The following is a 15,791-nucleotide window of genomic DNA, read 5'->3' as shown; positions in this document are numbered from 1 at the left end:
AGGAGGAAGAATCATGCTTCTGCCCGGCGTTGGAAGTCTTCTCGGTGTTGCCGTCGCCGCTCTGGTGGCATTCGTCGGTTTGCTGCTCGGCAGCGTCGTCGCGATCCTCTGAGCATCCACGACGGAGTGCGGGTCGAACATCTGCAGGAGGGGTGTTCGACCCGCATTACTGGCTAGTTGGTTCGACCACGCCACACGAACGAATCCAGCTGGAATTCATTTACGTTCGTGAAGCCGAGATTGGCACGGCAGTCTCACTGCTCGGTGCACATTCAACTGACGAGGAAGGAAGAATCATGCTTCTGCCCGGCGTTGGAAGTCTTCTCGGTCTTGCCGTCGTTGCCCTGGTGGCGTTCGTCGGCGTGCTGCTCGGCGGCATCGTCGCGATCCTCTGATACAACGACGGAATTCGGGTCGGATGCTTTACGGCATCCGACCCGAATTGCGTGGTGAGGCAAAAACACACACATCAGACGAAATAGACAGAAGGGAATTTATCCATGCTGCTCCCCGGTGTAGGTAGCCTGCTCGGTGTCGCCGTTACCGCTCTCGTCGCATTTGTCGGCGTGCTGCTGGGCCTGGTCGTCGCCGTCCTCTGAGCTGTTCCGCTCGTAACGAATCCGATCGAATACCACAGGAAGAAGGAAACACATGCTGCTCCCCGGTGTAGGTAGTCTGCTCGGCGTCGCTGTGGCCGCTCTGGTGGCTTTTGTCGGCGTGCTGCTCGGCCTGGTCGTCGCCGTTCTCTGACGAACCCATCTCCGCGATTCCAGACCTCCTTTTCGAAACAACACCACGTGCTCTGTTGTGACTAGTCGGGTGCGTCAACGGAATTGCCCGGTTTCACCACATTCTGCTCGACCACAATCGATCAACCAATAGAAGGAGATCCCCCCATGCTTCTGCCCGGCGTTGGAAGTCTGCTCGGTGTCGCCGTCACCGCCCTGGTCGCGTTCGTGGGCGTGTTGCTGGGCCTGGTCGTCGCCGTTCTCTGACCCCAGAACGTCAGGCATGCCGGGCGCTGGTACAGCGCCCGGCATGAGGTAAGAAACCATCCGTCAGATCTACCCGAAAAGGACTGATCCGCTATGATTTTGCCCATCGTTGGAAGCATCGCTGGAGTCGCTGTCGCCGCCGTGGGTACCTTCTTGAGCATTATGGCCGGCCTCATTGTCGCCGTGATCTAGACGATTTACCTGAAAAAGCGGGTCGGTCGCCATCCGGAGGGCGACCGACCCGCTTTGTTTTGTCCGGAGGGTCAGGACATGCCGAGCCCGCGCGCCAGCACCGGCCAGGAACGCTTCAGATCGTCCTGCCAGTAGCCCCAGGAGTGCGTGCCCGAGGTGTAGTCGAAGGTGGCCGGGATATTCAGCGAGGCGAGCTTGTCCTGCAGATTGTGGGTGCAGTAATTGGTGGCCGCCTCGATCAGCCCGCCCGCGATGATCTGGCCCGACAGGCCGCGCACCCCGCCCGGCACGTGCGGGCCGTCGAGAACCTCGTATTTGCCGGGCATTCCATTGCCCGAGGACACATACAGTTCGATACCGCGCAGCTGCTCCGCCTGCACATAGGGATCGTTGGCGACCCAGTCCTCGGATCCGGCCGGACCCCACATATTCGTGATGGTGCCGTGCCCGTAGCCCTCGACGACCGCGTTCACGAAATTCGCGCCGATGGGATCGCTGGTCTGCGCGCAACCGCTGTAGGCCGCGACTGCCTGATACAGGCCGGGTTTCGCGATCGGCAGGGACAGCACCGAGGTTCCGGAGGTGGAGATGCCCGCGATGGCATTGCGGCCGTTGGTGTTCAGCGCCGCGTCCATCAGCGGCGGCAGTTCCTCGGTGAAGTAGGTCTTCCACTTGTTGCGGCCGAGAACCGGATCGTCTTTCTGCCAGTCGGTGTAGTAACTGAACTGGCCACCGATCGGCAGGATCAGGTTGACGTTCTTGTCGGCCATGAAGTCGCGGACATCGGTCTGGGCCTGCCAGGAGGCGATGCTCATACCGCCGTCGGCGCCGGCGAGCAGATACAGACTGGGGCGCGGCGCGGAATTGTCCGCGGGCAGTTGAACTTCCACGGGGAAGGTGCGGTCCATGGCGGCCGAATGCACCTGCAGCCGCACATTGCGACCATCAATGGATTCGACGCCGATGATACGCGAACCGTCCGGTGCGGTGACGTCGGTACGTACGTTCTGTGCCGAATCGCTCGGCGCGGCGGAAACATTCGTCGCCCCGGCCACGGCCAGCGCTCCCAGAAATAGTCCGGACAGCGCGATATTGGCCGTGGCACGGAGACGACCGGAGGTGGACACAGTGGCCCTCGGGGTCATTGTCATGCCCACCTTTTAGCACCACAATTGCAGACCGGTACGTACCGACACGGCCTGCGGATAAATCAGATTCAGGCCAGTCCCAGACCGTGTGCGAGCACCGGCCAGGAACGCTTGATCTCGTCCTGCCAGTAACCCCACGAATGCGTGCCCGAGGTGTAGTTGAAGGTGGCCGGAATATCCAGGTCGGCAAGCCTTTTCTGCATATTGTGCGCGCAGTTGTTGGTGGCCGCCTCGATCAGTCCGCCGATGATGAGCTGATTCGCCAAGCCGTCGACACCCGGCAGCGAGCGCGGACCATTGAGCACATCGTATTTTCCGGGCATACCGTTGCCGGAGGAGATGTAGAGATCGACCCCGCGCAGTTTGTCCGCCTGCTCATAAGGATCGTTGGCCTTCCATTCCGGCGATCCCAATGGGCCCCACATGTTCTCGACGTTCCCGCCCCCGAACGCGTTGATGATGCCCTTGACGAAGGTCGCCCCGACCTTGTCGCTCACCTGCGCGCACCCGCTGTACGCGGCCGCGGCCTTGAACAGGCCCGGCTTGGCTATCGGCAGGGCCAGCACCGAGGTCCCCGAGGTGGAGATACCGGCGATCGCGTTGACGCCGTTGGCATTCAACGCGGCGTCGATCAGCGGCGGCAATTCCTCGGTGAGGTAGGTCTTCCACTTGTTGCGGCCCAGAACCGGATCGTCCTTGTCCCAATCGGTGTAATAACTGAACCGGCCACCGATCGGCATGATCAGATTGACGTTCTTGTCGGCCAGGAACTGGCGGACATCGGTTTGGTCCTGCCACGACGCCGCATTCGTGCCGCCGTCCACGCCGCTGAGCAGATACAGCGTCGGCGCCGACTGCGACATATCGGCCGGACGCTGCACTTCCACCGGGAACGTGTTGTCCATTGCGGCCGAGTAGACCTGCAACCGAACATTGCGGTCGTCCATGCGTTCCACATCGGTGATCTTCGAACCATCCGCGGACACGCTACGGGCGGCGAGATTTTCGGGATGCCCTTCGGAATCCGCCACCGCGGTCGACCCGCCGAGCGCCGTCAGAACACCGGCAAACAACCCGGCCACCGCGACATTGGCCACGGTACGCGTACAACGAGACGCTAGTGTTTCCCTTTCTGTCCAATTCATGCGCACCAGCTTCCAACATGACAATTGACCGCCCACGCAGCGACACGCATTTCCCGAATCCCTTCCCACGAAAGCGAATCCCGATAGCGACAATTCGGCCGAACCGATGCGGACGCCGAGTGGGACAACCGATCTCCGGACGCATCCGCATGGGCCGGAACGGCATTGGCGCACGATACGACGGCCGGAGACGAAGACAGGCCGACGATCGGGTCGGTCGGTGAGATTGTTGTACACCCGGCCGAGATCAGCCCCCTACGGGCCACTCAGCGGGCTGGAACGAAAATCGCTGCGGCGGAATGGGAAACGATGGTGGAGCCAAGGGGAATCGAACCCCTAACCCCTGCCTTGCAAAGGCAGTGCTCTGCCAATTGAGCTATGGCCCCTGGGTGGTGAACCGATCAGCGGGTGGTTACCTCGTGCCACAGATCGGCCTCGTTGCGCTGACGGAGCTTGCTGATCGCGAAGACGGCCGCGACCACAACACCGAGCGTGAGGAGAATTTTCATGAATCCCACCCTACTGTGATCGACGGGGAGTGGGCCTAGGAGGACTTGAACCTCCGACCTCTTCGTTATCAGCGAAGCGCTCTAACCGCCTGAGCTATAGGCCCTCATCGTGGTCCGAAAGTGTTACCCGAACCGAGGCACGAGATTACCGTATCGCGCCCCCGATAACCAAAACGGCCGGTCCTGGCCCTGCGGGCTGGGACCGGCCGTCGGTGCTCGGGACCGTGCGAACTAGTCGGGGTCGGCCAGGGTCACCTGGATGCCGCCGACCAGATCTGTGCACTGGTTGTAGATGAAGACGCCGACCGTGGACAGCGCGGTGAGCAAGACCACGTTGATGATGCCGATCACAGCCGCGTAGCCGAAGACCTGGCCGGCGTCGATCAGGGCGGCCGAGGACGAGCCGCCGTTGTCGGAGACCATATCGCTGAAGGTGCTGTTGAGCCGGTCCCACACACCCATGCCCGAGAGCACGATGTAGAGGAAGCCGACCGCCAGCATCCACACGAAGAACATGGCGACGCTGATCACCAGCGACACCTTCAGCGTGGACCACGGATCGATGTGGCGCACCTGTACGGTCGCCCGCAGCGGCTCGCCGGTGGTGACGGCCTGGGCCACCGCCACCGGAACCGCCGGGGAGATCGGAACGGCCTGCGGACCGGGGTGATGATGGCCGCCGGGTACTTCCGCCGACGGCGGCAGCGGATGCCGCAGCTCCGACAGATCCGGCATATCCTTCACCAGCTCCGGCCGCGCGATGCTGCGGGTGGGTCCGTCGATGCCGACGGACTTCACCATCGCGGCCTCCTTGCGCGCCGCCTTCGCCGCCAGGTCGGCGGTGGTGCGGGCATTGCTCACACCGCTCTGCAGCCCACCCCCGGCATTGTTGTTGAGACCGATCGGATTGACCGGCGGCCGCCCGGCGACCGGCGCCTGCCCGGGGCGATTCAGGTTGGACTGCGGTTCGCGCTGCGGCAGCTGCGACCAACCCTCCTCGAACCGGGAGGCGCCATCCTCGGCGGCGTCCGGCGCCTCGACCGCACCCTCCTGCCCCTTGGAATCGCCTGGCTTATCGGACATTTCGGGCGCTTTGCCCTGCCCGTTCTCACCCGACGCCCCGGGCCGCGGAATCGGCCGCGGCGGAATCGGGGACGGCGCGATCCGCTCGGTCACACCGTTGGCGTGGTGCCGCTCGTCATTCGGCTGGTTCGGAGTGGTCAATTGGGGATCCTTCAATCCGTCGTGCCGCCGCTGCCTGTGGAGAAATTACTGCTTCTCGGAACCGCTGGTGTCGTCTTCGCCGGAAACCTGATCGGGCTCATCGGCGTTCCGCGCGATCGCAAGCAACGTATCGCCCTCGCCGAGGTTCATCAATCGCACGCCCTTGGTCTGCCGGCCCGCCTTGCGCACCTGATTCGCCGCCGTCCGGATGACACCTCCGCCGGAGGTGATGGCGTAGAGCTCATCCTCGTCGTCGACGATGAGCGCGCCTACCAGACTGCCACGCTTTTCGTCGTACTGGATAGTCAATACGCCTTTACCCCCGCGGCCCTGCGCGGTGTATTCCTCGATGGCCGTGCGCTTGGAGTAACCGCCGGAGGTGGCCACCAGCAGATAGGTGTTCTCCCGGACCACGTTCAACGACAGCAGTTCGTCGTCGGTGTTGAACCGCATGCCCTGCACACCGGAGGTGGCGCGGCCCATCGGGCGCAGCACCTCGTCGTTGGCGGCGAAGCGGATCGACTGACCGTGCGCCGAGACCAACAGCAGATCGTCGTCGGCCGAACACAGTGCGGCGCCGACCAATTCGTCACCGTCACGCAGATTCACCGCGACGATGCCGCCGGAACGGTTGGAGTCGAAATCGGTCAGCTTGGACTTCTTCACCAGGCCGTTGCGGGTCGCGAGCACCAGATAGGGGGCGTCTTCATAGGACTTGATCTGGATGACCTGGGCGATCTTCTCGTCCGGCTGGAAGGCCAGCAGATTCGCCACATGCTGACCGCGCGCGGTGCGGCTGGCCTCGGGCAGCTCGTAGGCCTTGGCCCGGTACACCCGGCCGAGGTTGGTGAAGAACAGCAACCAGTCGTGGGTCGAGGTGATGAAGAAGTGCCGGACCAGATCGTCCTGCTTGAGACCCGCACCCTGCACGCCCTTGCCGCCGCGCTTCTGGCTGCGGTACAGGTCGGTCTTGGTGCGCTTGGCATAGCCGGTCTCGGTGATGGTGACGACCACGTCCTCGCGGGCGATGAGGTCCTCGTCGTTGACGTCGCCGTCCGCCGCGATGATCTTGGTGCGCCGGTCGTCGCCGTGCTTGTCCACGATCTCGGCCAATTCGTCACGGACGATTGCCCGCTGCCGCTCGGGTTTGTCGAGAATGTCCTTGTAATCGGCGATCTCGAGCTCGATCTTCGCCAATTCGTCGACGATCTTCTGCCGTTCCAGGGCGGACAGGCGGCGCAGCTGCATATCCAGGATCGCGGTCGCCTGGATCTCATCGATGTCGAGCAGCTGCATCAGGCCCGTGCGCGCGGTCTCGGTATCGGCCGAGCGCCGGATCAGGGCGATGACCTCGTCGAGCGCGTCCAGCGCCTTGACCAGACCGCGCAGGATGTGGGCGCGTTCCTCGGCCTTGCGCAACCGGTAGCGGGTCCGCCGGATGATGACGTCCAACTGGTGGGTGACGTAGAGCCGGATCATCTGGTCCAGCCGCAGCGTGCGCGGTACGCCGTCGACGATGGACAGCATGTTGGCGCCGAAGCTGGTCTGCAGCTGGGTGTGCTTGTACAGATTGTTCAGCACGACCTTGGCGATCGCGTCGCGCTTGATGGTGACGACGATGCGCAGACCGGCGCGGTCGGAGGACTCGTCGTGGATATCCGAGATACCCGCGATCTTGCCGTCCTTCACCTGCTCGGCGATCGAGTTGACGAAGTTGTCGGTGTTGACCTGGTACGGCAGTTCGGTGATGACGATCGTGGTGCGACCACGGTTGTCCTCTTCGATCTCCACCACGCCGCGCATGCGGATGGCGCCGCGACCGGTCCGGTAGGCGTCCTGGATGCCCGAGCTGCCGACGATCAGTCCGCTGGTCGGGAAGTCGGGACCCTTGATCCGCTCGATGCAGGCCTCGAGCGTGGTCTCCTCGTCGGCCTCGTGATTGTCCAGGGCCCAGAAGATCGCCTCGGCCACCTCCCGCAGATTGTGCGGCGGGATATTGGTGGCCATACCGACGGCGATACCGCCGGAACCGTTGATCAACAGCTGGGGAACACGGCTGGGGAGAACCACCGGCTCCATCGAGCGGCCGTCGTAGTTCGGAGTGAAATCGACTGTCTCCTCGTCGATTTCACGCAGCATCTCCATGGCCAGCGGCGTGAGCCGGCATTCGGTGTAGCGCATGGCGGCCGGGCCGTCGTTGCCGCGGGATCCGAAGTTGCCCTGCGGATCGATCAGCGGATAGCGCAGCGACCAGGGCTGCGCCATGCGGACCAGGGTGTCGTAGATCGCGCTGTCACCGTGCGGGTGGTAGTTACCCATGGTCTCGGCGACCGGCCGGGCCGACTTCACATAACCGCGGTCGGGCCGATATCCGTTGTCGTACATCGCGTACAGGATCCGGCGGTGCACGGGCTTGAGGCCGTCACGCACCTCGGGCAGCGCGCGGCCCACGATCACGCTCATCGCGTAATCGATGTAGCTGTTCTGCATCTCGTGCTGGATGTCGACCGGCTCGATACGGTCGCCGCCGCCGTTCGGCGGCAGGGTGGTCTCGGTCATGGAATCGTCTCCGTTGGAAGTCTTTGCGGGCCTGTGACGTTCGTCGCCGGGGCCTACAGATCGAGGAAGCGGACGTCCTTGGCGTTGCGAGTGATGAAGCTGCGCCGGGCCTCGACGTCCTCACCCATGAGAATGCTGAACAGCTCGTCGGCCGCGGCCGCGTCGTCCAGGGTCACCAGCCGCAGCAGGCGGGTGGCCGGATCCATGGTGGTCTCCCACAGCTCCTTCGGGTTCATCTCGCCCAGACCCTTGTAGCGCTGGACGCCGTCGTCCTTGTTGATCTTCTTGCCGGAGGCCAGACCGCGCTCCATCAGCGCGTCGCGCTCGCGGTCGGAGTAGGCGAACTCCGGTTCGGAGCGCTGCCACTTGAGCTTGTACAGCGGCGGGCAGGACAGATACACGTGACCGTGTTCGACCAGCGGACGCATGAAGCGGAACAGCAGCGTCAGCAGCAGGGTGGTGATGTGCTGGCCGTCGACGTCGGCGTCGGCCATCAGGATGATCTTGTGGTACCGCAGCTTGGCGATATCGAACTCGTCGTGGATACCGGTGCCGAACGCGGTGATGATCGACTGGACCTCGTTGTTCTTGAGAACCCTGTCGATGCGCGCCTTCTCGACATTGATGATCTTGCCTCGGATCGGCAGGATCGCCTGATACATCGAATCGCGGCCGGATTTGGCCGAGCCACCGGCGGAGTCGCCCTCCACGATGTAGATCTCGGACAGCTTCGGATCCTTGGAGCGGCAGTCGGCGAGCTTGCCGGGCAGACCGCCCAGATCGGTCGCGCTCTTGCGCCGCACCAGCTCTCGCGCCTTGCGGGCGGCGATGCGGGCCTGCGCGGACGAAACCGCCTTCTGCACAATGGTCTTCGCATCGGCCGGATTGGCCTCGAACCAGTGCGCCAGATGTTCGTTGCAGGTGCGCTGCACGAACGACTTGACCTCGGTATTGCCCAGTTTGGTCTTGGTCTGGCCCTCGAACTGCGGATCGGCGATCTTCACGCTCACGATGGCGGTCAGACCCTCGCGGATATCGTCACCGGTGAGGTTGCCGTCCTTGTCCTTGAGCAGCTTCTTGTCCTTGGCGTACTTGTTGACCACCGTGGTGAGCGCCGCGCGGAAGCCCTCCTCGTGGGTGCCGCCCTCATGGGTGTTGATGGTGTTGGCGAAGGTGTGCACCGATTCGGAGTAACCCGAGTTCCACTGCATGGCGACCTCGACCTCGTGCCCGGTGCCCTTACCGGTGAACGCCACGATCGAGTTGTGGATCGACTGCTTGGTGCGGTTGATGTGCTTGACGAAATCCTCGAGGCCGCCCGGATAGTGGTACGTGCGGGTCTTGACCTTGGCCTCGATCGGCGCGCCGATGGTATCGGCCTTGGGCGCCTCGGCCGTCTCGCTGACCACCTCGTCGGTGATGTCGGACTGGCTCACGCGCTGATCGGTCAGGGTGATGGTGAGGCCCTTGTTGAGGAACGCCATCTCCTGTAGGCGGCGCGCGACCGTCTCGAAATTGAAGGTCGTCGTCTCGAAGATCTCGGGGTCCGGCCAGAACCGGATGGTGGTGCCGGTGCGCTTGGTCGCATCGCCCTGGATCAGCTTGCCGGGCTTGGCGTCCTTGTACTCCTGCGACCAGTGGTAACCGCCGAAGTCCACATCGGCCTCGAGCCGGCTGGACAGCGCGTTGACCACCGAGATGCCGACGCCGTGCAGACCACCCGAGACGGCGTAGGAGTCGGAATCGAACTTACCGCCGGCGTGCAGCTGGGTCATGACCACCTCGATGGTGGGGATGCCCTGCGCGTGCATGCTGGTCGGAATACCGCGGCCATCGTCGACGACCTCGACTCCGCCGTCGGCCAGCAAGGTGACGTCGACACGCGTGGCGTACCCGGCCATCGCCTCGTCGACCGAGTTGTCCACAACCTCCCAGATCAGGTGATGCAGACCGCGCTCGCCGGTGGAACCGATATACATACCGGGACGCTTGCGGACCGCCTCGAGTCCCTCGAGAACGGTGATGGAGTCGGCACCGTAGTCCTTCGTCGAGCCGCTTGCATTGGAGTCGTTGGCAGCCACTGCTCGGTAGCTCTCCTTACTTGCTGATCCCTCGGCGCAGCGCGAACACGCACACAGGGGCCCCGGTCGGTAGGCTCGAGATGACGAACTGCTCGAGAATTACGGGTCCACACGCGAGGTACGCGGAACGCGCCGAAGGTATCGCCGCTAGTTACTCCCCCATCCTACTGGTACACCCGGCTCAGGATGCACCTATGACACCCCTGAGAGCGCCGTGAGTGAGTGAAATCGATCGCCGCCGACACCGGTTGTAGGTCTCCCGGCTTCAGGGAGCCTCAGCGGCGCACCGAGTGCAGACGCAAGATTGTTTGCTGCGACGCGGCGGGTTCCACGTGAAACGACGGATCAGCCGTACGTATCGCGAGGTCCGCGGCCCTTGATATGCCGCTCGCCCTTGCGCCAGCTGGGCGCGGCCGGCCCGCTGATCTTCAGCTGCGTGACCACACCCTGACCGACGGCCGCATTGATCTTCGCCAGGAGCTGGGACTGCAACATGCGCAATTGCGTTGCCCAGGCGGTGGATTCGGCCTGAACGCTCAGCACCCCGTCGGTCAGCGAGATCGGCGTCGCATGCGAGGCGATGTCCTCCCCCACCACCGCGGTCCACCGGCCGAACACCATGCCCTCGGCCACCTTGCCCGACCAGCCGCGACTCTTGGCCAGCGCACCGGCCAGGCTGGACAGCAACTGCGGATCGCGCTCATCGGGCCGCGCTCCGGACCAGCCGCGCCGCCGTAAGGCCCGCACACCGCCCTTACGCGGCGAGGCCCGCCCCTGTCCGACAGCCTTTCCGCTGGCCTTGGCCGCGGCCCGCGCCTCCTCGAGAGCCCGCCGCGCCAGATCGATCCCCCTCAGCTCGGGCTCGGGACCCGCGGCGCCGGAACGATCACCGTCACGATCGGCATCGTCCGCCACCGCTACCTCCCACCTCGAACCGAACAACACTGCAGGATAGGCTAGCCCCCGGCAACCGCGACACCGAACCGACGCGACCGGCGTCACGCGTCCCAGTTGTGACAACCGCGAGCGGGTTCATCGCCCCTCGGAGTCACCGGCCGCGGGGACCGGCATCGCGGCGTCGGCGATATGGGAGGTGCGGGCGTCGGCCTCGCCGGTGGTTTCGACGCGCAGCGGGGTGGCCTCGAGTTCGGGCGGGACGTCCTCGGGAACCGCGGCGGTGATCAGGACCTGTTCCGCGGTGGCGGCGACGGCGGCCAGGGCGGTGCGGCGGCGGCGGTCGAGTTCGGCGAAGACGTCGTCGAGAAGTAGCACCGGGTCGGTGCCGAGGCCGCGCAGCAGTTCGAAGGCGGCCAGGCGCAGGGCCAAGGCGAACGACCACGATTCCCCGTGGCTGGCAAAGCCTTTCGCGGGGGACGAGCCGAGCATGAGTTCCAGATCGTCGCGGTGCGGGCCGACCAGGCATACGCCGCGTTCCAATTCCTTGGGACGGGCTGTGGACAACTCGCGCAACAGGATCGACTCCAGTACCTCGGCGTCGTCCGGTTCGGGCGCGCGGGCGGGGTCGAGGAATTCCGGTGGCAGACAACCGCTTCGATAGCCGATCGCCGCCGAGCGCGATTCCGGGGCGATCGAGCGGTAGGCCTGCTCCAGATAGGGGGACAGATCGTGCACCAGGCGCAGCCGCTGGGCCAGCAGTTGTGCGCCGTGCGCGGCCAGATGTCCGTCCCAGACGTCGAGGGTGCTCAGCTCGTTCGCCGAACCCGCGCGCGAACGCGCCTGCCGCCCGGCGGTTTTCAACAGGGCCGAGCGCTGACGCAGCACCCGGTCGTAATCCGAGCGCACACCGGCCAACCTGGGCAGCCGGGCTGTGCACAACTCGTCGAGGAAACGCCGCCGCTCCGACGGGTCGCCGCGCACCAGCGCCAGATCCTCCGGCGCGAACAACACCGTCTGCAGGATGCCGAGGATTTCGCGCGGCCGCCGCACCGGCGACCGGTTGATCTGCGCGCGATTGGCCGAGCCCTGATTCAGTTCGATATCGATGCGCAGTTCACGACCCGAATTCACCACTGTCGCACCGGTCTTGGCGCGCTGCGCTCCCATCCGGATCAGCGGCGCGTCGCTGGAGACCCGATGTGAGCCGAGGGTGGACAGATAGCCGACGGCCTCCACCAGATTGGTCTTGCCGTTGCCGTTGGACCCCAGGAAAACCGTTCGGCCCGGGGCCAATTCGAGATCGGCCTGCGACCAGGAGCGGAAGTCTCGCAGGGTCAGTGTCCGGACATGCATCGCGCAGCCCACCCCCTCCGCTGTTGAAACCGTGGAGAGTTCCTCACAGAGTTATCAACATTGTTCACAGATGTGAGTGGATCAGCCCGGCAGGCGGACCGGCATGAGCAGGTAGATGTAGTCGCTCTCCAGCGCGGCGTAGGCGCCCGAGTCCGATGGCGCGGGCTCCTCCTCGCCGGTCGGGCACATTACGGCCGGTCGGCTGGGCGTGGTGAATCCGAAGGTCACCCGGTCCGAATGCAGGGCGGACAGACCGTCGTTCAGATAGCCCGGGTTGAACGCGATGGTCAGCGGCTCACCGCGGAAGTCGGCCTCGAGCCACTCCTCCGCGCGCCCGGCGTCGTCGCCGCCTGCGGACAGCTGCAGACCCTGTTCGGAGAATTCCAGCCGCACCTGGGCGCCGCGCTCGGCGACCAGGGCGACGCGCTTGATGGCCTCGATCAGCGCACTCACCTGCAGGGTCGCGATCGAGGTGTGCTCCTTGGGGAGCAGCTGGCGGAACTTGGGGAATTCCGCGTCGAGCAGTCGGGTGGTGGTGCGGCGGCCGCCGTTGACGATGCCGAGCAGGCCGTCGGTGCCGGTGCCGAACGCCAACTGCACCGGAGCGTCGGACGCGCCCAGGGTCTTCGCGGCCTCGGACAGGGTGCGGGCCGGAACCAGTACGGCCGTCTCCACATCGTCGCGGCCGGGCTGCCACTCCAGATGCCGCACCGCGAGCCGGAATCGGTCGGTGGCGGCCAGGACGATCTTGGCGCCCTCGATCTCGACCCGGATGCCGGTGAGCATCGGCAGGGTGTCGTCGCGACCGGCGGCCACGGCCACCTGACCGACGGCGGCGGAGAACAGGTCGACGCCGAGTTCACCGGTCTGCGGCGGCAATTCGGGCAGCTGGGGGTAATCCTCGACCGGCATGGTGGGCAGCGAGAACTTCGCACTGCCACAGGCGATCAGCACCCGGGTGCCGTCCACGGAGACGTCGACGGGCTTGTTGGACAACGCCTTGGTGATATCGGCGAGCAGGCGGCCCGACACCAGGACCTGACCCGGCCCGGCGACCTCCGCGGCCACCCGCATCTGCGCGGAGACCTCGTAGTCGAAGCCGGAGACCGTCAGCCCGTCCTCGTCGGCGACCAACAGCACGCCACCGAGCACCGGCACGGGCGGACGCGACGGCAGGCTGCGGGCCACCCAGGCGACGGATTCGGCGAAATCCTCGCGGGCAACCCGAAACTTCATGCTTTCCATCGCCCGGTTGTCCTCTCCCAAGTCTCGATCGGTCGTGATCCGTTTCGGCTCAGCGCCGGCGCATTACAGGGGTGCTGGATCGGCCGCCCCAACGAAGTGTGGCACAGGCGACCGACACCAAACCGTACCCGCGTGCGTCGGTGATCACCACGTCGCCCCTCTCGATGCGTGTCGTCCACACCCGTTCTCCTCTGTGCGCTCTTGTACGAGTGAGTCGATGCGATCCGGGTAGTCCGTCCCCGAACCGAGTTTCCACACACCCTGTTTTAAAGAGAGATCTCTCAGAAGAGGAACTGAAGCAGTAATAGGCACTGTGGATTCTGTGGACTTCGGCCGAATCCGCTGCTCGGAGGGCGTGCCGGGATGGGGATGTCCGGCGGGTGACTCGAGGATGAACGGCGGGGCGCTGTGGAGGTTACGAATCTGTTCACGTGCTGTCCTCGAGCCATCCTCGAGTTCTCCCCGCCCGATGCCCGGGTTGTGAACAATGTGCGCGAATGCGGGGACAACTCGAGGATTCCTCGAGGACCTGACAAGGACTCCTCGAGGAATCCACAACCCTCCACAGGCATTCGGGCAGCTCACCGGCCGTGGATGAACCGTCCTGTGTGAACTGTGTACTACCGGGTGTTGGCAAGACCGTCAACGGGCCTGCCCCCCCAACTGTGGGTAAACCGGTGGAGAACGGCGGGATTCCTCGAGGACTCCACATGTATTCCTCGAGGACTCCACAACACGAAAAGGCCGGTCCCCCCAGGTCATTGGGGTGGACCGGCCTGTGCAGCGTGGTCAGCGGGAGCGCTGTTTGATTCGGGCTGTGAGTTCTTGAACCTGGTCGTACACGCGTCGCCGCTCGGTCATCTCCTTGCGGATCTTCTTCTCGGCGTACATCACCGTGGTGTGGTCGCGGCCGAAGGCCTGGCCGATCTTCGGCAGCGATAGATCGGTGAGCTCCCGGCACAGATACATCGCGATCTGACGCGCCTGCGCCAGCGGCCGGGCCTTACCCGGGCCGGTCAGCTCCTCGAGCGTGGTGTTGAAGTACTCCACGGTCACGGCCATGATCGTCGACGCCGTGATCTCGATCGTGCTGGTGTCGGGCATCAGATCGCGCAGCACCACCTCGGCGAGCGACAGATCCAGCGGCTGGCCGTTGAGCGAGGCGAAGGCGGTGACGCGGATGAGCGCACCCTCCAGTTCGCGGATATTGCGCTCGACCCGGCTCGCGATCAGCTCCAGCACGTCGTGCGGTACGTCGAGCCGATCCATGCGGGCCTTCTTGCGCAGGATCGCGATCCGGGTCTCGAGCTCCGGCGGCTGCACATCGGTGATCAGCCCCCATTCGAACCGGGTGCGCAACCGCTCCTCGAGGGTGGCCAGCTGCTTGGGCGGACGGTCCGAGGAGACCACGATCTGTTTGTTCGCGTTGTGCAGGGTGTTGAAGGTGTGGAAGAACTCCTCCTGGATGCCTTCCTTACCCTCGATGAACTGGATGTCGTCGACCAGCAGGATGTCGGTCTCGCGGTAGCGGCGTTTGAAGGCCACCTTGCGGTCGTCGCGCAGGCTGTTGATGAAGTCGTTGGTGAATTCCTCGGTCGATACGTACTTCACCCGCATGCCCGGGAACAGCCGCTGGGCGTAGTGCCCGGCCGCGTGCAGCAGATGCGTTTTGCCCAGACCCGAAGCGCCCCAGACGAACAGCGGGTTGTAGGCGCGGGCCGGGGCCTCGGCGATCGCCACCGCGGCCGCGTGCGCGAACCGGTTGGAGGCGCCGATGACGAAGGTCTCGAAGGTGTATTTGGAATTCAGGCTGGCCGAGGACGTCGCGGGCGCGGTCGCCGTCGGCTCGGGCGATTTGGTGAAGTAGGTCGGCCAGGAGTTGCGGACGCTGACGACCGGTTCGTCCTCGGCGGGCTCCTCGCCGCCCGGGCGTCGCGCGGGCGCCTCGCTCTCGGTGGTGAACAGCGACTCCTGCAGGTCCATCTCGCGCACCGGTGCTGTGGGCGGTTCCACTCGGACCGGCTCCGGCAATTCTCCGGCCATCGGTGTGGCGGAGAACTCACCCTGGGGATAGTCGGCCCGAGCCGGATAGTCGGCTGGGGACAGATAGCGCGGTGCGGCGTAGTCGGAGGGTCCCGGATACTCCGCCGCGGTCGGATGAGCGACCGGTTCGCGCGGCGTCTCACGCACCCGATCCGGGCGCGAAGTGAGCCGGGCATGCCGCGGCGGACCGGCCGGACGATCGGTCGGCGGGGCGGTCGGCGCCGCGATTCGTACCCCGAGTCCCTCGACCTGAGGGCCCAGCCGACGGGCCAGCGAGCGCAGGATCGGCTCGCGCAGATCGCGTTCGATCGCCTCCTGCGCGAGGGAGGAAGGTACCGAGAGCAAGGCGAAGCCCTGGGCCACGGTCAGCGGCTTGACCAGGCCCAACCAGGCTTTTTGA

At 65.0% G+C, this 15,791-nt stretch carries 11 protein-coding genes and 2 tRNA genes; 1 reads left to right on the top strand and 12 read right to left on the bottom strand.

Features of this window, described 5'->3' with window-relative positions:
• The first annotated feature begins 152 nt into the window (after positions 1–152).
• Positions 153–395 (top strand): hypothetical protein, encoded by a 243-nt coding sequence (locus NP4_RS28215; RefSeq protein WP_068004301.1) that lies wholly within the window; start codon positions 153–155, stop codon positions 393–395.
• An 863-nt stretch (positions 396–1,258) separates the two neighbouring features.
• Here NP4_RS28215 and NP4_RS28210 read toward each other — a convergent pair.
• The 12 genes from NP4_RS28210 to dnaA all read right to left on the bottom strand — a co-directional run bounded on the left by NP4_RS28210 (position 1,259) and on the right by dnaA (position 15,778).
• On the bottom strand, positions 1,259–2,338 hold the full coding sequence (locus NP4_RS28210) for an alpha/beta hydrolase (RefSeq protein WP_373863877.1): 1,080 nt from the start codon (positions 2,336–2,338) through the stop codon (positions 1,259–1,261).
• Between the two features lie 65 nt (positions 2,339–2,403).
• Positions 2,404–3,480 (bottom strand): alpha/beta hydrolase, encoded by a 1,077-nt coding sequence (locus NP4_RS28205; RefSeq protein WP_068004550.1) that lies wholly within the window; start codon positions 3,478–3,480, stop codon positions 2,404–2,406.
• A gap of 310 nt (positions 3,481–3,790) precedes the next feature.
• Positions 3,791–3,866 (bottom strand) — tRNA-Ala (locus NP4_RS28200).
• 15 nt (positions 3,867–3,881) lie between these two features.
• Positions 3,882–3,989: a DLW-39 family protein gene (locus NP4_RS42175; protein ID WP_211335967.1), complete on the bottom strand. Its 108-nt coding sequence runs from the start codon at positions 3,987–3,989 to the stop codon at positions 3,882–3,884.
• 30 nt (positions 3,990–4,019) lie between these two features.
• Positions 4,020–4,093: transfer RNA gene (locus NP4_RS28195), tRNA-Ile, on the bottom strand.
• Positions 4,094–4,220: 127 nt separating this feature from the next.
• Positions 4,221–5,213: a DUF3566 domain-containing protein gene (locus NP4_RS28190; RefSeq protein ID WP_068004547.1), complete on the bottom strand. Its 993-nt coding sequence runs from the start codon at positions 5,211–5,213 to the stop codon at positions 4,221–4,223.
• A gap of 45 nt (positions 5,214–5,258) precedes the next feature.
• The gene (gene gyrA, locus NP4_RS28185; protein WP_068004292.1) at positions 5,259–7,772 is read right to left on the bottom strand and encodes a DNA gyrase subunit A; all 2,514 of its coding nucleotides are present in this window, start codon (positions 7,770–7,772) and stop codon (positions 5,259–5,261) included.
• Between the two features lie 53 nt (positions 7,773–7,825).
• Positions 7,826–9,853: a DNA topoisomerase (ATP-hydrolyzing) subunit B gene (gene gyrB, locus NP4_RS28180; RefSeq protein WP_068004289.1), complete on the bottom strand. Its 2,028-nt coding sequence runs from the start codon at positions 9,851–9,853 to the stop codon at positions 7,826–7,828.
• A 345-nt stretch (positions 9,854–10,198) separates the two neighbouring features.
• Positions 10,199–10,768, bottom strand: coding sequence for a DUF721 family protein (locus NP4_RS28175; RefSeq protein WP_068004286.1), 570 nt, complete (start codon positions 10,766–10,768; stop codon positions 10,199–10,201).
• Between the two features lie 117 nt (positions 10,769–10,885).
• Positions 10,886–12,103 (bottom strand): DNA replication/repair protein RecF, encoded by a 1,218-nt coding sequence (recF, locus tag NP4_RS28170; RefSeq protein ID WP_068004283.1) that lies wholly within the window; start codon positions 12,101–12,103, stop codon positions 10,886–10,888.
• A gap of 81 nt (positions 12,104–12,184) precedes the next feature.
• Complete coding sequence (dnaN, locus tag NP4_RS28165) at positions 12,185–13,339, bottom strand: DNA polymerase III subunit beta (protein ID WP_068004544.1); 1,155 nt, start codon at positions 13,337–13,339, stop codon at positions 12,185–12,187.
• A 798-nt stretch (positions 13,340–14,137) separates the two neighbouring features.
• Positions 14,138–15,778, bottom strand: coding sequence for a chromosomal replication initiator protein DnaA (gene dnaA, locus NP4_RS28160; protein WP_373863879.1), 1,641 nt, complete (start codon positions 15,776–15,778; stop codon positions 14,138–14,140).
• Positions 15,779–15,791 lie beyond the last annotated feature (13 nt).

This window comes from Nocardia pseudobrasiliensis NBRC 108224 (assembly GCF_001613105.1).
Classification (GTDB): domain Bacteria; phylum Actinomycetota; class Actinomycetes; order Mycobacteriales; family Mycobacteriaceae; genus Nocardia; species Nocardia pseudobrasiliensis.
The sequence above is the reverse complement of the archived record's forward strand: the minus strand, read 5'-3'. Positions and strand labels throughout refer to the sequence as shown.

What these genes read in the sequence shown, in the direction of transcription:
- dnaN (WP_068004544.1), bottom strand. Translation starts at nt 13,339, where the DNA reads ATGAAGTTTCGGGTTGCCCGCGAGGATTTCGCCGAATCCGTCGCCTGG.
- gyrA (WP_068004292.1), bottom strand. Translation starts at nt 7,772, where the DNA reads ATGACCGAGACCACCCTGCCGCCGAACGGCGGCGGCGACCGTATCGAG.
- NP4_RS42175 (WP_211335967.1), bottom strand. Translation starts at nt 3,989, where the DNA reads ATGAAAATTCTCCTCACGCTCGGTGTTGTGGTCGCGGCCGTCTTCGCG.
- recF (WP_068004283.1), bottom strand. Translation starts at nt 12,103, where the DNA reads ATGCATGTCCGGACACTGACCCTGCGAGACTTCCGCTCCTGGTCGCAG.
- NP4_RS28205 (WP_068004550.1), bottom strand. Translation starts at nt 3,480, where the DNA reads ATGAATTGGACAGAAAGGGAAACACTAGCGTCTCGTTGTACGCGTACC.
- NP4_RS28210 (WP_373863877.1), bottom strand. Translation starts at nt 2,338, where the DNA reads ATGACAATGACCCCGAGGGCCACTGTGTCCACCTCCGGTCGTCTCCGT.